Raw genomic sequence first — 20,259 nt, 5'->3', positions numbered from 1 at the left:
GGCGTCGGCAGGCTAGGTGGCAGAGGACTCGATAGTGAGCTGGGTGAAAGCGGGTGCGTCCGTGTGGCGCGAACGCTGTGGAAGTTATACACGCTAAAGGAAAGGGTACAAGACTACAAGCACTATAAAAGCCGGATTTCTTATAAATTGTCCTTGACTCGGGTGCTTGTGCACATCCATATTTCGCTTTCGTCTCATCCCTCACCCCAGCAGACGCTGGTAGCATTTTTACCTACCGCAACCGGCAGCCACGGGAGGCCTATTCTATGGACGCGGATACTGGTGAACTGCTCTTTTATGCTGGGTCAGTGCTCGTTATGGTGCTCTTCTGGACCTACTACATCCTGGACGTTCGGAAGGAACCCAGATCGGAAGAGTGGTATGACGAACCCGCCTGGGAAGGCATGGAGAGGGATGGCGTCCTCTTCTTCTATCCTTACGGCACGCTATTTTTCGGCGTTGGCGGTATCGCAGGGTTGGTCGAAAGTGTAAACCCTCCTGAGTTTGTAACAGCGGTGCTGAAGTTTTCGGTCATGGCAGCTCTTGTCATTGGAGGCATTGGATTTACTGGTGCGTTCGGGATCCCGCTTCCGTGGCCTTTCGTTCCGCGTTGGGTCGTCGATATCCGCAAAGCAAAGCGTGCTCGAAGGCGTGAGCGTAGAGAAGCTAGGAAAAGGGAAAGGGAAGAATAGGTCTGGCGACTTTTCTGGGGTCTTGGATCCGAGCCTCGGGCCCCTGATCATCGAGGCGTGTCACATGTTCCGAACCAGGTTATAGCCATCCGTGGAGGCCGTGCCTGAGTTATCAATCAGTATCGTGATTTCGGTGTTAGCAAGCAGCTTCTTTTCAATTGCATCAATCTTGCGCTTAGCCTCTTGGTCTCGTCGTGCGTCAGTATCCATTTTGCTCCACCGGCTTATGCAGGTTCGGTTCCCCAGTCACCATCAGGCGCTTTTCAAAAAGGCAATTGGGGTTTGCTTTCGTCGGTTAATCTTCTAGGGCTAGGCTTAATACTGCCGTGTACTCTCCACCCCGAAAACGGTCCAGCTCTGATCCAGGTATGGTGCCCGTTCTGGTCTGTAAATCAGTTTCGAAAACTCGCACGTTCGGGGAAGGAGCGAATCGTATCGAACGATGAGCATTAATCCAAAAAAGATCCCGCGTGTGACGCTAGTCTAGTTCATTGGGAGCGACTACTTTCTGCTGAAGAAAGCACGTCGCGTAGACGTAGAAAAGCTCAGATGAAGCAATAGGTCGGCTTCTATGAAGGATTCGTATGAGAGAATTGAGCCATTCGCAAGCCATACAACAACTACTTGAGCGTATAAACCAACTCCGCAATGGGGATTGGTCTGGTCCACGAATGATTGTGCTTGAGGGGGCATCAGGAACGGGAAAGACTTGGATTGTTCAGCAGCTTTATTCCAAGTTGAGAGAAGAACAAGGGGCTAATTCCTATTGGCCTGATTTGTATGATCCTGACGCGGACTTCCTTCGTGCGCGTAAGTTGTTGGCTCCCAGCTTGAACGACTTCTACTGGAGGGCGAATGTTCTTCCGAAGTACGGGTGGTGGGCATTTAATTGTGCACAGCTGGAAGATGGTTCTTTCTTCCAGCTTTCGGACATGCTGGAACATCAATTAGTAGCCCACAAACCGGCTTTAGGCGCTGCTATAAAGAATGACAAAGGCGCCCTCCAAAGCTTTTGCGCTGAGGCTAAGAGGTTTGGCGTGGATCTTCTTAAAGAAGAGGGAATGGATGCGTTGCAGGATTTACTTGGGCTGCCGCCGTTCATGGGACTTGGCGTCAAGGCCGGTAAGGAGGTAATGAATGCCTCGGAGGAAAGAAAAGCGATAAAAACTCACCAAAAGGTTGGCTTAGACTCTGGAGCGATAGATCATAAGGTCCAATTGCTGGTGGAATCCATCGAAGAAATCGCTACAAGCGAGGTTCCGGCAATTGTGGCTATCGAGGATTTGCACCTCATGCCGGAGGTTTTCGGAAAATTCCTTGATCGCCTTCTATTCGAAGAAGAATCCACGCAGGATGAGAAACCAATACGAAAGCCGAAGAAGGCCCCTGTGCTTATTGTGGCTACGTCTTGGAAAGAGCGGATTTCTGGCGGTCCTTATTCGAGATGGTCTCTTCGGACTCCAAGTGAAGTTAAAGAAATCTGGGCTATCGGAACCCCCGGAAAAACTGCACTGGAAAGTGTTGTAGAGCGATCGCTCAGATTATTCGCTAATAGGAAAAGTAGTGAACTGACTCAGAGGGAAAAAGAGGCATTGTCGCGTTTTGTATCTGAGGCAGAGATACTTCAGAACCCCCTAAACCTTCAATTGTGGCTTGGTACCGACGACGTCCAATATTCGATTGGGCGTAACTATGCAGAACTCACCTATGATAAACGCTTGCTGCCGCGAGAAGGTGATGTTGCACGTTGGTTTGAGCAGCGGTGGTATCAGCTACCGCCAGCTACGAGAAGAGTCTTGAAGTATGCAGCAGTTGCGCGTTTTGGCCAGGGTACGTCTCATGGACCATTTTCCAGAAATATTATTGAAGACTTGCTTAGCCATAATCCGGCTTTGTCGCTCGATCTGCCCGAGCTCGACGTAATTTCAGCTCTTGATGAAGCATGTGATTCGGCAGGGTGGTGCCTTCGCGAATCGACTTCGCAGCGCTACGCTGAACCGGCTTTGTGGGAGACCGCGAAAGCAGTCGCTGAAAGAGAAGTCGGTCCTGTTGTCGGTGGTGATGTACGCGACGTTGTCCAATTCCTGATTGAAACCTGGTTGCGAAAAAGGGAAAACAGAAGTGCGGATTCGGAGGGCCTAGACGGCGCCATATCCGACAGCGATTTTTTGACAATTTCTCGTGCTTACGTCGAGCTCCGTAGAGACGATATTGAGCGTTTACTAGATGATGATTGCAGCGCCATCGAGAATGCAGATTTGCTTTCGGTAGCAGCTTGGCGAATGGCCTGTAATGCCCTGTTAAGCAAGAACTCGGCTATGGCCTTGAAATTGAGTCGTGTCGTGCGAGTGCTGTGTTTTTCGGGCGAAGGCAGGCAAGAAGTTGAATTGAAGGCAGTAGCAATGGAAATTGCTTCAATGCTGGAAAACAGGGCTGTGCCTGCCATTGAATTTATCGATAACGGAGTTGGTAAATTAATCGAATCTAAATCTATCGACGGCGATGAGCGTAGGAAGGTTCTCGCTCAAATAGCGGAGTATTCAATAGAATTTGATGGGCGTGCGCGTTTTGTCGGAAAGAAGCTCTGTGAAAGGCTTATTGAAGAAACGAAGGGACTTTTTCACCCAGAGGTTTATGTTAGTTTTCCTTGGCTTCCGTCAGTAGAAACAGCTACGTGGAAGTTCTACGAAAACGAAGTTATCAGGAGCCTGAAGAAGGTAGAAAAGGCCGAGCCTGAGGGCAAACCAGCAGCGATCGAGGCGGTGAGAAATGCCCGTAGAGAACTTGTCAATTTGCCCTCCTGGTACAACTTCACGGACTACTGCCAAAACTTGGTCACCTATCTCGGCTCATGTGAGGAGGAATTGGCCTCAGACGATCCTGAACTTGTGGACGCATATATTACTTACGCTGAGTTCTTTGAAGAGTTTGATCCTGAGCCGGCGCTTCGTGCTTATAAAAAGGCACAGCCTTACTCTAATCAATCTCTCCCAGTGAAGCGGCTTCAGGCGGAGGTTGAAATGATGAAGTTCTTTGACTGCGATGAGCTTCGTTCGTCGTTTGGGTATGCGCACCACTTCTTTTCTCAATGCGGCGTTGAATTGGAAGATCCGATTTCGACTGATCCTGAGCCAGTATGGGAATTTGAAGAACCCTATGTAGAGAATGGGCAGCTCCATGTCACACAACCCTACGAAGCCTGGTTATGGCACAAGGAAAATGGGACTTTAGAAAGCTTTAAATCCGAAGTCCGAAAGTGGCGGGATCAGGATGAGCATTGGAAGAAGCGTCATGAACCAGTCGATTCGGAAGCCATTTTGAGCAAACTCAACCTCCAGATATAGAAATATTCGATGAATTGGCAACTAATGTGGGGTGAACCGAGGCTCTGTGGACTTGAGCCACCTACCTTCGTTGCTCCAAAATGTCGCTGCTTCATTGGAATCGTTGTGAAGGTTCCGGGCGGGACTAGCGGATGTGGAGAGGGCACTAAGGCGCTCGGAAAACTTTCCAGGTAACATGCAAAATCGTCGGCAAGCGGCTCTAAGGCGCTGCATGTAGAAGGATTGGTATAAAATCTAAATATTCCTTAATCCTTTACTGAAAGGCTACGCGCCATGGCCAAGAAGAACTCCATTGAGTCTGCCGCAATTTCGTTCAACTCTGAGGATGATGGCTCTTTTTCCTGCGAGCTGCGTTCCAATCTTGGGCGGGTTGTACATGTTGCGCGGCATGGTGATGTCCAGTCGCCGGAGGTAGAGGGTGATGCGGAGCTTACTGGATCGCCGGCGATTGTTGATGCGCTGTGGCTTGCCGCGGTGGGGCAGAAGGAGTCGGATGATGTGGAAGCGCAACTTCCGTCTGTCGTGGCTGCGGTTCAGGAAGACTTCAATTTCAATAACGAATTCATTAGTCCAGATGATCAAAGAGACTTCGCCGCTAAGGCGGTAAAGCGCGCAGTCAAGCGCCAAGAGGGAGAGGTCCAAGAGCTGAGGGAGCAGGCTATTGCTTCCGCAAAGTTGGCCACGACTTTGGCCGAGCTCATGGACACGCTAAGTGGCGAGACCGAAGAAGGCTGGTGCTCCCGTTGCCTGACCAAATCCACCCACAGGAAATCCAAGTCTAAATCGGTGTATGTATGCGAGAGCTGTGGCTCGGCGACGTCCCACTGCACCGTGCCCCAGTGCGATAACTTCGCCGCTGCTGGCCTGGGCTTGGTGGCTTTGTCGGCCGTGTGTGCAGAACACCTTCATCAGGTTCCGGACTTTGAGCGCCTCGAGCATCGCATTGATGACCTCACCCAGTGGAGTGAGCTGCGCGAGTTCAAGGCAGCCAATGTTGGTCGCGCAGCCAAGTTTGCTGCTGTTGGCGCCGGCGCTCTAGTGCTCGGAGTTGCCGGTGGATGGGTTGCCGCACCGATGGTAGGCAGCGCATATGGAACCACGGTACTTGGGTTATCTGGGGCTGCTGCCCACAATGCTGGCCTAGCAGCGCTCGGCTTCGGCTCCTTGGCATCAGGCGGGTTGGGCATGGCCGGCGGAAGCATGGTCGTCGCAGCTGCTGGTGGACTGCTCGGCTCCGCCTACGGAATTAAGGCGCTTAACTCGTATGTTGGCGAGGATGACTCCTTTGATATTCAATGCGTCCGCAAGGGGAGCGGCACGCCCGTTCTTATTGCACGCGGCTTTACCACCGAGAAGAAGCTTGATTGGCGTACCGAAGTTAAATCGGTAGAAGCCGCGTACCCCGATGCCCCGATTTACCTCGTGACGTGGGGCAGCAAGGAAATGCGTGAGCTTGCAGGTTTCCTAGCTCCAGGTGCTGGTCTTGCTGGTGGCGCCGTGCTGAAGGGCATGGTCAAACATGCCGGAAAGAAGCTGGCTAAGAAGGCAACGCCTGCTGGTTTAGCACTAGGCGCCCTGGATTTGGTTAAGAACCCGTGGACGGTTGCAGTTAACCGTGCAAACAAGACTGCCTTGGCACTCGCCGCAATTATCCAGCGCTCCAACCTAGAGTCCGTGGTACTCGTTGGCCATAGTTTGGGTGGCCGCGTCATGCTAAACCTTGCTACTGCACTTGCGGGTGCTGTCGGAACTGAAAACGAGGTCCGGGTTGAAGCCGTGCACCTTTTGGGCGCGGCCATTGGTCAAGATACGAAGTGGGATTCTGCTGGTGAAGCCCTATCTGGAGTGGTTCACAACTATCACTCCCAGAATGACCGAGTTCTTGGGTACCTATATCCTGCCGCGATGGGTGGAAGGAAACCCATCGGTTTTGAGGGCTTGAACGCGCCCTTTGCCGTTAATCACGATGTCAGTGAGGCGGTTAAGTCGCACTCTGCTTACTACGAGAATGTACAGCTAGCTCGCGCCGCTCAAGACTAGGCGGGCCGCTGCCTACTATCCAATAACCACCGGCAATAAGAACGCCTTTCCGGTGCTCCACACTATGTGCAGTGTGGTGGCGGAGATGAGGATGGAAGCAACGAACGGGATGGGAATGCCCGTTGCGGTGGTAACGGCGATGTAGAGGGCTAGTTGGGTGAGGATGGCGGTGGCGGAGAGGGCGTCGGCAAGCTGGCGGCGGGCAATGTCGTGGAAGAATGGCTCGTCGCCCACGCCGTTGATAATGAGCGTGGCCAGGGTAATGGGGATACTTCCGTGGCGTATTTTATCCAGTAGGTCGCTCACTGGCCCAGCAATCAAGGGGATGGAGCGAACAATAAGCCCGCCGAGTACCTCTATTGACGATTTGTGGAACTTCTATTTCTGACTGTGGTTCGGTGGCTAATGGCGAGTCCTAAAAGTATCTTAAGCTTGAACCGACTAGAAGGACGAAGACGTCAATTTAAACTCTAGTTGAGGCAAGAGAAGTGCCCTGGTGTTCCGCACTGTCAGTGATGAAAATTAAGAACTGAAGCGTGTTCGTCTTGCGGTCTGAAGGTTGGCGGATTAGCATAATAGACATCAGAGGTAATGGTCCGCTTCGAAGAAGTCGGGTTATTGCTACTAGAGATAAAGCGTGCAAGCACGCAACTTGAGGGCTTCTTCCTGGTTGGTGGGGGCCCTCAAGTCATGTAACGGGAAGGACTTAGCTTGAGGGCAAGCTCTTTAGAGGTTTTGGGTTTGGTTGCCAAGAGTGAAACCAGAAAAACTAAGTTTGCCATTCAACGGTTCGTAGAACTTTTGGATCCTACGACACCTTTCTTTCATTCGGTTCATTTGTCTATCTCGCCACAGGAATCTGTAAGAGAAGCTTTAGACTTACTGCAGATGTACCAAGACAAGCCGAGCTTTGTAAATTATCATTTGATTGCTTGCTTGCGAAGAACTCACAAATTGCTTAAAACTGATTTTCTTATCCAGGAAAACTTTGACTCAACGCTAAAACTAAAAGATTTTCTAACTGAGTTCCTGAAAAAGCTTGACGCAATCCCCAAATCGAAAAGTAATGAGACCAATAAGCGGACTGAATTTATATTAGGTCAGGCAAACGCGCTCGAGCAATGTCTTGAGCAGTCTCTTGTGGAAATGGATTCGGAATATATAAACTGTGCCTTCGAGAAGTTGAAACGAGCGATCAATAGTCGCTACGAGGAGGCGAAGCCGTATAAGCATATCGACCGGGCGCTTATCGCAATCTCGAGGAATTTGGTGGACGCGGGCCGTACGCCGCGGAAAACTTTAGAGACATTTAACAAGAGATTTGAGAAGTTTCCGGCGATCAAACCGCAGGACTTCTTAACAGTACTGACTCAGTTGTTGCGGGAAAAGCAACGAGATTATGAGGTTGCTGTCGTCTTAGACGGAATTAGCAATATTAATTTGACCAAACTCCCAAGGGAGATTCAAGACTGTGTAAAAACACTCAGGAGGGGAAAGGAACAATGGTTTTCACAGGCTGAAAGAGGAAGGCTTAAAAAGTTTTGCGAACAGCATTGGGATAGTGCTAAGAAGCCTAGAGCTAAAAGGGCACAGAAAAAGGAGCTTCGTTGCGTGATAATGGTGGTCAAGGTAAGAGCTTGGGACCAGGATGGTGCACGCGAGAAGGCCTTGGTTATGGCGGATCAAATAGTCGATCTTGTAAACGTAGCAAATCGAGGCAAACACATCGGTGTAAAGCGTAAAGTCTTCGTGCTCGAACTGCAAACAGGTAGACAATCTAATAACAAAGGTGACACTAGAGTCCATGGACAACTCGAACCTATGGTGCTGGATTCTTACTCTGCGATTTCGAATTCGCTTCGCTTTGCTTCACGCTTAAAAACGGAACGCTCGAAAACTGTCAGCGTGCTTTTTGCTTGGATTGCCCTCGAAAGTTTTTTCTCAGGAAGCTCGAATGCGCAGGGAAAGGTAATCACCAATATTGCTTTGTTGGGCTCCCGAGCCGCATCGCGGGGCGTAGTTTCGTATTGCAGAAAGATACTAAGGGTCGAAATCCAGAATATGCAGGACGCCCCTTCTAGCGATCATGAAAGGCATGAACTTCTAACGCTTCAAGGGCTAAGCTTGTTCGATTTTCATCAATATCTTCTTCAGACCACTGCAGAAGCTGCAGATCTGAAGCCGAACCTTTCTCCTCTAGCACACTGGAGATTTAAAGAAGCAGCCAAGAGATTAAGAACTGGAGATTCTATTCAAGCGTATGTCGTTGAAATTAAGGAAAACCTAGAGTGGGCTCTCACGAGGATGGCGCATTACCGTAATCAAACTGTACACTCAGCGCGAACAGAAAATACGGCTGAGACCTCACTAGCACCACTTAGTGCGGAGATTATTGATTTCAGCCTCGAAGTTGTTTCTATCCTCGATAAAAAGCAACCCGCCAATTTCCAGCTTGCCCTTGAAAGTTATGCGGAGAAGATTCGAAATCAGATGGAAGAGTGGGGAAAGGACGAAAGGTGTAGCCCCAAATTGCTAGGGGAACGAGATGCAAGTGAGTATCGCGTTCTTGAGGACGCAGATGAGGGCCCCTAACGCTCAGAATCCTAGATGGTGGTCTTCACAGGGGAGGAATGTGTTGCGCCTTGATTTTCGGTACTATTCTTTTTATCGGGGCCCTGCTGCAGTACGGGCAATGAAAAAATAGTCACCGTGTTGCGCCTGCCTACCCCGTTTCGAAAAGTGCGTTGCGGAACGGGAGGATCTTTTGCTGTTGAAACCTGCAATTTTGGTAGAGCAATGAATGATTAATGGTGTCAACCGCCTTAATAGGTGGGCGACGAATTTGACGGGGCGCGTGTTTAAGATATGGCTCTACCTTAAACACCTCCTAAATTCATCACTGGTCACATTTGGGAATACTGGTCAAAGATAACGACGCGGAAAATACCTATTTGACTACCCAATAGCCACCGGCAACAGGAACGCCATTCTGGTGCTCCATACTAGGTGCAGTGTGGTGGAGGAGATGAGGTTGTCGGCGCGGCGGATTTCTAGTGCCGCGATGCCGCCGGTGAGGACGGAGGCTTCGAGTAGGAGGGGGATGCCCATTGCGGCGGTGACGGCGATGAAGAGGGCTAGTTGGGTGAGGATGGCGGTGGCGGAGAGGGCGTCGGCAAGCTGGCGGCGGGCAATGTCGCGGAGGAAAAGTTCGTCGCCCACGCCGTCGATAATGAGCGTGGCCAGGGTAATGGGGTACGACGTGGCGTATTTTATCCAGCAGGTCGCTCACCGGCTCTGCAATCAAGGGGGTGAAGCGAACATTGAGCCCGCCGAGGGTGAAAAGAGTGATGAGCGCTATGTCTTTGGCGGCGCCGCGGGTTAACTCGCGCGATTCGTGGCCGGAAAGCAATGGCGGTTGCCCCACAAGAGCGAATAGCCAGATGGTGGCGGTAAAGGATGCAACTAGGTAACACTGTACGGAGCCGGCCGTAGCATTCGCGGAGGCGATAAGGTCGGCCGCCCTAAGAGCGCGGGGATGATGATGCGCTATAGCCTGCCCGCATCCACGCCAGCGCACATGGCTGGAACCTCGCGCTTTACATCGGCTGGTTCGGCGTGTTCTTCCGCTCGCGGCCGTTTGGGCCGGGGCACTTGCCATCAGCTCCGCCGACCTCGTTCGCCGCGCCTGAAAATCCACCCCTAGCGCAGAGCGGTCCTTTCGCATTATGTCGCGTGGACGGGCTTCGCCACGCTTTAGCGGAGGGCTCGCTCGGCGGAATCGGCGACGGTGAGGCGCCGGCGGGATCCTACTTGTTAAAAATTGCCGATTTTATAAAATAGAGGTCTGTGGCGGCGGCCTAATTGCTAAAATCCCGCGTTTTTAACAATAAGGGTTCGGGGGCTGGCTTTTAGCGTTGGAGCTAAACCCAGGACGCTTCATTTCAGTACTCACCTCCGCAGACGCTGGTACCTTTTACTACATACCGCAACCAGCAGCCGCAGGAGGCCTATTTGATGGACGGGGATATTACTGAGCTGCTCGTATACGCCGGGTTAGTGCTAGTTATGGTGCTCTACTGGACGTACTACATCAGGTGTGAGCGAAGGGAACCCAGATCGGAAGAGTGGTACGACTCAGGCGATGTGGAAGGTGCAGAAAGTGATGGCGTCCTTTTCGTCTATCCTTACGGTTCGCTAATGATGGGCGTTTGCGGTATCGCAGGGTTGGTCGACAGTTTAAACCCTCCCGAATTTGTCACAACCGTGCTGATGTTTGCGGGCATGGCAGCTCTCGGCATCGCGCTCATTGGATTAACGGGTGCGGTCGGGATTCCGCTTCCGTGGCCTTTTGTTCCACGTTGGGTCGTCGACATCCGCAAGGCAAAGCGTGCTCGAAGACGCGAGCGCAGACAAGCCAGAAGAAGGGAAAGGGAAGAAAGGGAAAAGGAACATTAGGCCGGGCAACTTAATCAGAGGCCGCAGCTCGGACCCTTGATTATCGAGGTGTGTTACATGACCCGAAACCAGGTTTTAAGTATCCGTGGAGGCCGTGACTGGGTCATCCAATCAGTGTCGCGGCTTCAGCGTTAGCAAGCAACTTCTTTTCTATCGCATCAATCTTGGGCTTATCAGCCTAGATCTTGCGGTTCGACAGAAGTCATTCTGTTCCGTTTCCTCATGCAAGTTCGGGTAGCCACGCATGAACCATCAGACACCCTCCGTCAAGATGTGCCTAGGGAGCTGCTATTGACTCTCAAGAGGTTGGTAGAGCATAATTTATAGCAGGAGCGGCCCTACATTATGTACAGCCGCTCGACCCTCACCGAGGCTACTGGCAGGTGAGGGTCATTTTATTTCGAATTTCGACTCGGATTCGGAGATCGTTGCTTCGGAGTTACCTTCAGAATTCTGCAATGCTCTTCCAGGTATTTTTGGTAAAGGGATGTGCTTTGTCCTCCGTGGGTAAAAGTGCGCCTGTATGTAAAAGCGACGAGGTCCGGAATCCAAAGGCAAGTTTCATCGGCAGGGCTAACCCATGCCATGTTGATTCCAGGGTGCAGTGAACTTTTCTTTCGCATGCGCTTGAGGGTATTTCTGTCTTTATCGTTATCTGACTGAGAGCGGCGTGCTTGAGGTTACCCTCGTTTAGTGGACACCCTATTTGTACGGATCTTGTGTCCGTAGGAGAGGATGTTCATTGTGAGTCAACAGCGCAAGAAGTACACGCCGGAGTACCGGCGTGAAGCCGCGAACCTTGTAATCGAGTCAGAGCGCCCGATCGCTCATGTGGCTAAGGAGATTGGCGTCTCCGCCGGGCTTTTAGGCCGGTGGGTCAAACTCGAGCGTGAACGCCGAGGGGCCTCGGATGGGATGAGTGAGGCGGATCTTCGTGCTGAGAATGCTCGTCTGCGCCGTGAGTTGGCGGAAGCCAAGATGGATAATGAGTTTTTGTCAAAAGCGACAGCCTTCTTCGCCGCGAAGCAACGCGAGCAGAAAAGTTCGAATTGATGCAGCAGGAGAAGGCAAACTACAGCATCAAACGCATGGCACGGCTATTAAAAGTGTCTCGGTCTGGATACTACAAATGGGCTGATACGCAGCAGAAACGACTATCCGGAAAAGATAATCGTGCAACATTTTACGATGACGTTGACCGCAAGATTCATCAGATCTGGAAAGACTCCGATGAGGTTTATGGTGCTCCCCGGATCACCGCAGAACTTACCGAGCGTTACCGGATCACCCTGAATCGCAAGACTGTGGCTAAGCGGATGCGCCTGATGGGAATTGAAGGGATTTCACCGCGTGCCTTTGTCCCGGTGACAACGATTCAAGCTAAGCGTCAGTCGAGTCTTCCTGACCTGGTCAAGCGCGTGTTTGATACTGGTGAGCTCAACCGAGTGTGGATGTCGGATATTACCTACCTACGCACCAGCGAGGGATGGTTGTACTTGTGTGCGGTCCGCGACGGCCATTCCCGCAGGGTGCTGGGCTGGGCGATGGATAGCGTTCAAGATACATGCCTGGTCGAACGGGCCCTGCGGATGGCATATACACTGCGCGGTGACGTTCCTGATGGGCTGGTGTTCCACGCTGACCGCGGAACGCAATTTACCAGCGAGAAGCTCTGGGAAGTCTGCCATAACCTGGGCATTGCTCAGTCTGTGGGGCGTACTGGTGTGTGCTTTGATAACGCGATGGCTGAGTCGTTCTGGTCGACGCTTAAAACCGAGTTCTACGACCGTAAGCGTTGGCCTACCCGCGATGCTGCGCGCAAGGCCGTTGCCTACTGGATGGAAGTCGTTTACAACCGTCGGCGCCGGCACTCTGCACTAGGAATGGTCAGTCCCGTCGACTTCGAAAACCACATTGGTCTAACCACCAGTAGAAAAGAAATAGCTGCCTAAACACTAGGTAGCCCCACTACGTGTCCACGATTTGCGGGCAACCCCATGCTTCGAAAATTATGCCTTTCAGAGAAGGCTCGTTCTTGGTGAGTGCCGTAATGAGCTGTTCGAGGCAATCTTGGCGAGCGTGCTCAATATCCTGATTTTGTTGCAGTGGCCGAAGGCAGGCTATATATTGCAAATCCTCAAAGTTATCGCATAGCTTGAGCATTTCTTCGACTTTCTTGCGGCCATCACAACTACGCATCGATTCAGTTGTATGCCAATAGTTCGACTGCGCAGTCTCCCTGAGGAAACTCCGAGTACCACCAAGATGTTCGAATGTTACCTAAGCATATGTATTAGGGCCAGACAATGTTGAGAGTTAATTTGTGTAACGGTCCCGGGCTCAATTACGTGGCAGCCCAACCATTCGGTTGTCCGGGCGCAACTTTGGAAGTTAGATCAATTTAGCTTGTGGTGGACAGCATCGCTCGCGTGTGTGAAAGGGATTCGCTCTTGCTCAATTCGCAGCCTGCCCTCGGTGAAGAGTAGACGGTAGGCTTCCTGTTCTTCGGTGGTGAGGTGAGTGAGCGTGGCTGAACCGTCGCCTGGATCAGGGACAGCGAGGTGCCTAAACGCATTTACGGTAGCAGTATCCATGAGTAGAGATGTGGTGTGGGGGAAGCGGGCGCGCACAGCGTTGAGGATGCTGAAGCCCGCAGCGTCGAGATCACCCCAGTAGGTGATTTCGGATTGGTGAAGCCAGTCGAGGGCGTGAAGCTGCTGCGCTGCGGTGCCGGAGCCCAAAACGGCAATAGTGGGAGGGGCGGCGTCAGAAAGCACAGGCAAAGCCAGAAAGGTTTGTTTATTTTCCACTATGAGCACTCGCGGTGGCCTGGTGGGGAAGAGGGATGCGGCGTGGGCGAGTGGAATCTCGAGGTCGGATATTGCCGGGGCGTGGTTGAGATAGCGCAAGCGAACACGGGCGTCGCTGCGGCGCAGTCCTAGTTCCGTGATGCCGAAAGGAGAAAGCAGGGTTAGCAGCAGGTGCCGGTGGGATCCGATCCACTTGCCATCAACGTTTTCTACGGGGACGGCGCGTTCCCACTCGCCGGAATCGGGATGGGTGAGCAACCAGTTCAAACACGGTTCCAAGCAATGCAGGTCGTAGGCGCTTAAGTCCTTCCACTGCTTATAAGCGCGGTGAACGGTGTAGGCGAAGTCAGGGCGCTCGGGGAAGATCGAGGCGATCTTTTGGGCCCTTTGAACCGCATGCGAGTATGTTGTGGCCATGCCTGCTGCGGAAGCGATGCGTTCTGCGCCATCAATTACCACGCGTACAGGCACGGAATTGGTGCCCAGCCCAGTACGCGACCAATTGCGGGACTCGTAGATAACCTCTTCCTGGTGCGGCCAGCGCTGCCAGGCGCGGATGAATTTTTGAGTCATTGGTAAATCGCGTTTGGCGGTGGCTGCCGTCGGTGGATGTAGCGGCCAGTCCAAGCGGAGGGAATCCGGTGAAGATAGCGCCTCCGTAAAGTGGTTGCGCAGGTGCTTTGCCGCATGTGCTTGTAGGTCTTTAGGAATTCGCATTGGGGTCCTCCTGGGGATACGAGGCGGCGTCGATAAGCGAATAGCCTGTGCGTGCCTGTGGACGGCCATGAATGATGGGCTCGTCGTAGTTGACCACGATGGTGCCGTCGACGTAGGGCGATAATGTTTGAATCAACTTGAATGGTGTTGCCAAAATCATGTGGAAACCAAACGATTCAAACACCGACATTGCCGTGCGGGTAAAGGCCGGATCTGCGCGGTCAAAAGCTTCGTCCAAAATGATGGAACCATAAGTGGGAACATCCTGATCCGGCTCCGCCAATCGGAAACGCAGGGCCGCAGCCAGGCAGAAGAAAACTAACTTTTGTGCCTGGCCACCAGAGAGAGACGCAGAATCCTGATAAGTATTGGCGGTTGTTCCGTCGGGGTAGCACTCACGGCCGATAAAGCTTACGTGTTTTCGGGTATCAAGAACCAGGTTGCGCCAACGAATATCTTCCGGCTGGGTTGAACCCAAGCGGCTGAGAATTTTGTCCAAAGCATGGTAGCGCCGTAACGCCGCTTCCGGCTCATCTGCGCTGATCTCGGCCAGGCTATGCGAAGTCGCGGAATCTAGATCTCGCTGGAAATCCTGTACTACCTGGCCGCGAGCGTCTTTCACATCAATTCGCAAGATACGGTCGCCATTAAAGGGCGAGCGCTCCAGCGACTTATTGATAAATTCCATACGCAGCTCGATATCGCTGCGAGCGTGGCGCAACGAAGAAGCAAGGTGAGACAGATTTTGCACCGTTGTTCCGTTGAGTAGTTCCAAGAACTGAGCACGGAAATCGGCAAGGCGATCGGCCCGAAGGAACTTCAACTTTTCAATGCCCTCACCGGCAAAGTTTGCCTGTGGCTGTAAATCCGCAGATTCAGCTGGCCACTGAGACAAGTATTTGTGGAGAACGGAGACAATCTTGGCATTTATCTCCTCGATGTTTCGTGCAGCCGCGCGGGATGTATCGTGCAGGCTGTTTTGTACTGCATCGCGCCGGGCATCGATGTCATCGATGGAAAGCTTGCGCCTTCCGTTGTGCAGGGCTTCTTTGACCTCCTTGGCTATGGTTTCGTCAGCGATGGGAGGTACGGTGCCGATGTTTTGGCGACGCTGTGTGGAGCGCTGGAGCTCGCCCTCTATGCTTCCAAGGTGCTTTTGGGATTGCTTAAGGCGGGCACGGGCTGCAGCTAGACTTTCCTTTGCTTGATTGTGCGCGTCATGTAGGGCTTTCGCCTCGGGTGACGAGGCGAGAGAATCATATTGCCGTTGCAGATCTCGTTTGCGAGTTTCTGCAGATGCGGTATCAATATCCTGAAACTTAGTCTCTAACACCAGTTTCGCTTTATCGCGCTGAGTGCGCAGGACATCCATTTTTCGGTTTAAGTCTTGAACTAGCTTGGCGGTGGCACTGGCATGGGCTTTCGCTTTATCGAGTTGCGTGCGCAGCAGCTCAATCTTGGCGTCATTGGTAGAGCCCACCCGGTACCAGCTGGTGCCGGAAAAACGCCTGCGGTCGTCTTTAATAAAGCGGGTAGACCCATCTTTATCCTTAGGGCGGCTTTCTAAGCCATCGCGAGTAACCGCTGGGGTCTTAGTTACCTGTTCGAGCGCCGCGACTGAACTGACACATTCATAGTTAAATCGGCGTGAAATATGATGGCGGACCCACGGTGCCATAGGGTGGTCTTGGAAATCCAGCTTGTGAATGAGTTGTTGTGGGCTACGCGCAGTTGCTGGTGCGGGTGCAAACTCAGGGATGGTGCGGTATTCGAGCCGGGTCCCCACGTTCCGAGAATTGACCCACTGATTAATCGCTTTCCGTGCGCTTTCCGGAACCAGCAGGGTAGCAGCAAACCCGTGAAGAAGCTTTTGGAGGACCGGCTCCCATTCCGTCTGTTGTGGACTAATATCCATGAGCTCACCAGCAAAGGGAAGTTCTGACTCGGCGTACCCCGTATCGTGAGCGAGCTGGGACCGTAGCTCTACCAATGCTTTGTCTATGTTGGTGTTTCGCGAACCGAAAGAAGCGAGTTCGCTTTTCAGAGTGGCAAACGTTGTCGCGGCGTCGCGAGCAGCTACTCCAGCCTCTTGCTGCTGATTGATGAGCTTGGCAGAGTCAGATTCGAAGTCCGCGATGCGCAGCTTCGCATTAGCCTGAAGTTCCGCAAAGCCATGCGGATTGAACTCATAATTGTCGGTCCACCGGCCGGCGGCAGTGGCCAAGCGCCGGAATTCTTTGGAGCGGTGCTCGATTTCTTTTTCAGCAGTCTCCATTTTTGCGCTTAGGGCATCGAGCTCGCCGGCACTAAGTTGAGACACAGCCACTGCTGCTAACCGCTCCGTCTCGTCGAGGTGTTTGACCTCGTCCTCGAGAGACTCGGCATCTGATTGAGCCTCAGCCAACTGCGCGTTTAGCGCTCTGATTTGATAGTCCAATTCCTCAGCCACCATGCGAGCTCGGACCGCTGGTAGCGCTTCACTCATGGCCTCGGCCTTGTGCTTGGCAGATTCTGCAACATCTCGCTGCGCATGCAGACGAGGAAGGGGAGCGAGTGTGTCAATCTGTGCTTTGACATCCTCCACCCGCAGGTAAGCTTGGCGGAGGTCCTCGAATTGCTCCACAGCTTCATCGGCTCGCTCGAAAGTAGAGGGCTTGTCCAGCATGTAGCCTCGGAAGAGTTGATCCAGGCTGGACAGGGACTTAGCGGATTGAGTGCGGTGTAGGAGCACCTGGCCTAGTTCGCTTTTGATCCCAAGGCGCTTACGAAAGCGATCTGCGAACGTACTATACGTCTGTGTGAAAGATGCCCCTGGTCCCTTATATAAAGCTTTAATCTTGCGGGTATCTAGGCTCCGCGTGAGCAGGGAACTCAGCTTATCGATGTCCTCGTCTCCCTGCACCACTCCGTACAGCTTCTTAACCTGGCTCACGGAATTTTCACCGCCATTGAGGCGGAAAATGGCGATGAGGGTATGTTGCTTTCCAGCTCCGTTATCGTAGGTCAGCGCCACAATTGAATTCGTTGCGCCCGTTCGCAGGTACTCGGGAGCAATCTCACCCGTCTGTGTATTTTCCTGTTGCCGCCATGCACCGCGCACATAGGATACGAGATTGCGACCATCATGCCGCCCAAGGTCCTGTTGCGATGCCGCGTTAAATTTCAGATCTTTCTGCGGTACTAACACCGCCGACATTGCATCCAATAAGGTAGATTTGCCGGAACCGGATCCGCCGGTGATTAGGAAACCCTTTCTAGCTACGGGGACGGAAAAGTATCCGTGAAATGTGCCCCAGTTAATTAATTGGATGCGGCTTATCCGGTATTGGCCTGGGTAAATATTAGTCATTGGAATCATCCTCTTGGCCATTCCCTGTCTCCGCTAGGCGGGCGTACTCGTCCCGGATGGCGGTAACTGTGGCGGAATCGAAAAGCTGGCGCAATACGGGTGAAACCTCAAACCGGCCTTCAGTCTCAGTAGCGCTTAACAGTGAATATTCATTGCGGATGCGTTTGATTGCTGCATTGAAGCGATTATTGAATCCGGCCTCGTCTCGGTTATCAACCGCGCGGACGTACCCGATTCCCTCTCGCAGGTCTTCCACGTCCACGATTACACGTTCGCCAGGTAGCGCCAGCCCCAGTTCTTGGCGCAGGTTTAACAAGATGGCTGTGTCGATGTGCTTGAGCTTATCCGTGCGCAGCACCTGCGGAATAGCTAACGTTTCTTCTTCCACCATTCGGGTGAAGGCGAATCCTTCTGCTTCATCGATAACGAGCTCGAGAAATAACTCGTGCAGTCTAGCCCGCAAGTTTTCTTCGTCTGAAATAATCGCAGCCCACAAGACAGGTTCCTTCTGTGCTCGAATAAGTGGTCCTTTTAGCAGCTGTACCAACGCGCGGCGTGAGTTATACGTCAGCGTCCCTTTATCGCTATTCCAAAGCGGCGGTTCATGCTCGGAATCGACGCGGTGATTAAGTGCAGCGGTCACGATAGCTCCTCAATGGTGGTGCGGTCGAAATACATAGTGGGAATCAAGGCGGCGCGTGTTGTGCCGTTTTCTTCGGTCCAAAAGACCTTCTCCGTGGAATTTCTCAAGTCAGGCAGGGGGTGCTGATCCGCAATGTGCACCAAGCCCACTACACTAGCTAAGCCTTGCGTGGCAGGGTAGGCCTGCAATACTTGGCCAATGGTGCACGGGCCCGCCTTATCGACGGCCTTTCGAATCATCTCGTGCAACTCTTCAAAGTCAATCTCTGATTCGCGCACTAGCTCGAGTAATGCTTCTGCGTTTTCCTCGCCTGGCTGGAACGCCTCAGGTGATTCCTCTACTACCTCTCGACCTGGGTTGGCTAAGCGAATGCGTGAAACGGAGTGGATGGACATACCGATGCGCTGCAGCGGCGTCTCCATTCGGTGAAAGGCCTTGAGCTCAGAGTTTTGTGCGGCATCAATGGCCATACCGCGCGCCTCTCTTAGGAGCTCAATCATGCGCCTGTCTTCTGCGAACTGCTCTGAGGAAACGTAGTTGCGCAAGCTACGCGCCAAGCCAGTCATCGTCTGGTTGACATCGAAACTCGTGTCTTCCATATCGCGGAAAAGATTTCGCAGGTGCTGCCGCATTTCTGGCGCCAGCTCCTGGCCGGTATCGCTTTCTAAAACTTCTTTTATCCACTGGTCCAACCATGCACTGCGTTCCCTATCCATAAGAAGGGAATAGAATCCGCGGAAACTGCGTCCAGCCTCAGATTCAGCAATATGGTCCACGCCGGTGAAGATCTCTTCGAGCACATCGCCGCGGTATCCCTCTGGGTCTAATAACTGCCGGCGTAGTTGATGATTGAGGGCCTCAAGTTCGTGGCGCACTCGGGCGAAATCGCTCGGTACCGCCGTTGCCATATTAAGCACGTCTTGTACACGTTCTTCTGTCTCTGCTGAGGTTAAGGATTCGAACTGTCCTAAACGTGCCTTTTCAATTTCCTGGTCAATGCGGTTCCGTTCTGCCTCGAGACTGGCAACGCGACTGGCGATGTCCTTATTCGTGTCCCTTGCTAACCGTTGTAGGGCCGAGCTAATGGATTCCACCCGTGATGCTGTGACGGCAGATACCGGTGACTCCCACCGCTCGATGGCCTCTAGAGCAGAAAGTGCGTCTTCGCTTGGTTCCAACGTTTCGCCGTGTGAACTTTTACCTGATTTTCTCACCAACCATCCTGCTTTTACCCAGTCAGTGCAATAACTCTGGGGCGTACGGGGCATGGCAAAATCGTTGGCAATAACCTCAAAATCAGTGACCATCAACTCGTATACCTCCGCCGCTGGCCGTGCTCGGGTACCGCGGGGGAAGTACTCTGCGATCAGCGCCAAAATTACCGGCGCGTTATCAGCCGCAAGCAGTCGTACCGCCGCAGAATTGTGCATTAACCGTCGCAGTGAGAGGGCCCTAGCTTCAACAGACATGACTCGATTTTGACAGCTGTGGCGGACATGTGCAGTGGTGTCTGGTTCATTTATTCGATTTTTGGGTTTTCGAGTAGGGGTGTAAAGAGGATCCGTGCGCGACATGTGGCAGAATTCGCCGTGCCGGTGACAGGTCATTTAGCCCGTCCGAACCGTCGACGATGTGGACAACTCCAATGAAGTACCGGGAATTGGTTTTTCACCGACGCCAAAGACGGAGCAGAGTCAGGGTATTGCGTGATGTAGGATTCGCCTGATTTTCGTTTGTAAAAGATGATGAAACCAGTCATACTTCCGCTTTCTCAAAGTGCGGATTAATTTATCTAAGCAAGCCCAATGATTTTGAGTTTCCCGCAGATAGTGTCGGCTGTATTCAAGACTCCGTTATTTCAAGGTTGGCAGTAAATTGTGAAAAGAAACCCCTCACCACAGCAATGCTGTAGCGAGGGGCTAGAGGCTAGACGCCAGGATTAGTCCTGTGCAACACCAACGTTGACCTCGATGTTGCCGCGGGTGGCTTTGGAGTAAGGGCACATCTGGTGGGCGGCGTCGGCAAGCTCTTGTGCCTTGTCGTCCCCAATGCTTGGATTGGTGACCTCGAGATTGACGCAGAGGTAGAAGCCCTCACTGCAGCTGCTTACGTCCTTTGGTTGGTCATAGTGAAATCTGGATCGGAATTCTTGACTATTACGCGCTCGCCTCGGTCTGCTCCGATGGAGAGTGTTTTGGCGGGAGCACTG

13 protein-coding genes and 1 pseudogene are annotated in these 20,259 nt (G+C 52.5%); 6 read left to right on the top strand and 8 right to left on the bottom strand.

The features are described from left to right. Positions 1-266 precede the first annotated feature (266 nt). Positions 267-692 (top strand): hypothetical protein, encoded by a 426-nt coding sequence (locus tag ACKFRX_RS09315; RefSeq protein WP_200435368.1) that lies wholly within the window; start codon positions 267-269, stop codon positions 690-692. Between the two features lie 60 nt (positions 693-752). On the opposite strand, the gene ACKFRX_RS09310 is transcribed toward ACKFRX_RS09315, so the two are convergent. After that, positions 753-902 carry a hypothetical protein gene (locus ACKFRX_RS09310; protein WP_200435369.1) on the bottom strand — a complete coding sequence of 50 codons (150 nt, stop codon included), beginning with the start codon at positions 900-902 and terminating at the stop codon, positions 753-755. A 374-nt stretch (positions 903-1,276) separates the two neighbouring features. Here ACKFRX_RS09310 and ACKFRX_RS09305 point away from each other — a divergent pair, with 374 nt between their 5' ends. Continuing rightward, positions 1,277-4,036 (top strand): ATP-binding protein, encoded by a 2,760-nt coding sequence (locus tag ACKFRX_RS09305; protein WP_200435370.1) that lies wholly within the window; start codon positions 1,277-1,279, stop codon positions 4,034-4,036. Between the two features lie 273 nt (positions 4,037-4,309). Beyond that, positions 4,310-6,076 carry a DUF726 domain-containing protein gene (locus ACKFRX_RS09300; RefSeq protein WP_408927716.1) on the top strand — a complete coding sequence of 589 codons (1,767 nt, stop codon included), beginning with the start codon at positions 4,310-4,312 and terminating at the stop codon, positions 6,074-6,076. Positions 6,077-6,091: 15 nt separating this feature from the next. Here ACKFRX_RS09300 and ACKFRX_RS09295 read toward each other — a convergent pair whose 3' ends face one another. After that, entirely contained in the window at positions 6,092-6,382 is a 291-nt protein-coding gene (locus tag ACKFRX_RS09295) for a hypothetical protein (RefSeq protein ID WP_408927715.1), read from the bottom strand. Between the two features lie 582 nt (positions 6,383-6,964). Between ACKFRX_RS09295 and ACKFRX_RS09290 the strand changes: the two genes are divergently transcribed. Beyond that, positions 6,965-8,668, top strand: a complete 1,704-nt coding sequence (locus ACKFRX_RS09290) for a hypothetical protein (protein ID WP_200435380.1) — start codon at positions 6,965-6,967, stop codon at positions 8,666-8,668. Positions 8,669-9,031: 363 nt separating this feature from the next. On the opposite strand, the gene ACKFRX_RS09285 is transcribed toward ACKFRX_RS09290, so the two are convergent. Continuing rightward, positions 9,032-9,319, bottom strand: a complete 288-nt coding sequence (locus ACKFRX_RS09285; protein ID WP_408928282.1) for a type II CAAX prenyl endopeptidase Rce1 family protein — start codon at positions 9,317-9,319, stop codon at positions 9,032-9,034. A gap of 771 nt (positions 9,320-10,090) precedes the next feature. Between ACKFRX_RS09285 and ACKFRX_RS09280 the strand changes: the two genes are divergently transcribed. Beyond that, positions 10,091-10,531, top strand: a complete 441-nt coding sequence (locus ACKFRX_RS09280) for a hypothetical protein (protein WP_200435382.1) — start codon at positions 10,091-10,093, stop codon at positions 10,529-10,531. A gap of 735 nt (positions 10,532-11,266) precedes the next feature. Continuing rightward, positions 11,267-12,483, top strand: a protein-coding gene (locus ACKFRX_RS09275) for an IS3 family transposase (protein ID WP_408920301.1) whose coding sequence is annotated in 2 segments (ribosomal slippage) — positions 11,267-11,528 and positions 11,528-12,483 — 1,218 coding nt in all. Because the reading frame shifts where the segments join, the coding sequence is not laid out codon by codon here. Between the two features lie 444 nt (positions 12,484-12,927). On the opposite strand, the gene ACKFRX_RS09270 is transcribed toward ACKFRX_RS09275, so the two are convergent. The 5 genes and pseudogenes from ACKFRX_RS09270 to ACKFRX_RS09250 form a co-directional block, all read right to left on the bottom strand. After that, positions 12,928-14,058: a Wadjet anti-phage system protein JetD domain-containing protein gene (locus ACKFRX_RS09270; protein WP_408927714.1), complete on the bottom strand. Its 1,131-nt coding sequence runs from the start codon at positions 14,056-14,058 to the stop codon at positions 12,928-12,930. Beyond that, positions 14,045-17,407, bottom strand: coding sequence for an ATP-binding protein (locus tag ACKFRX_RS09265; protein ID WP_408927713.1), 3,363 nt, complete (start codon positions 17,405-17,407; stop codon positions 14,045-14,047). Before ACKFRX_RS09265 ends, ACKFRX_RS09270 begins: the two co-directional genes overlap by 14 nt. Continuing rightward, positions 17,400-18,050 carry a DUF4194 domain-containing protein gene (locus ACKFRX_RS09260; RefSeq protein ID WP_150850728.1) on the bottom strand — a complete coding sequence of 217 codons (651 nt, stop codon included), beginning with the start codon at positions 18,048-18,050 and terminating at the stop codon, positions 17,400-17,402. Before ACKFRX_RS09260 ends, ACKFRX_RS09265 begins: the two co-directional genes overlap by 8 nt. Further along, positions 18,047-19,480, bottom strand: a complete 1,434-nt coding sequence (locus ACKFRX_RS09255) for a DUF3375 domain-containing protein (protein WP_408928281.1) — start codon at positions 19,478-19,480, stop codon at positions 18,047-18,049. Before ACKFRX_RS09255 ends, ACKFRX_RS09260 begins: the two co-directional genes overlap by 4 nt. 509 nt (positions 19,481-19,989) lie before the next feature. Then, a pseudogene (locus ACKFRX_RS09250) lies at positions 19,990-20,145 on the bottom strand (organic hydroperoxide resistance protein); the annotation flags it as partial. Between the last annotated feature and the right edge of the window lie 114 nt (positions 20,146-20,259).

This window comes from Corynebacterium tuberculostearicum, from assembly GCF_046097465.1.
Classification (GTDB): Bacteria; Actinomycetota; Actinomycetes; order Mycobacteriales; family Mycobacteriaceae; genus Corynebacterium; species Corynebacterium tuberculostearicum_I.
This window is presented reverse-complemented; position numbering and strand designations above follow the sequence as displayed.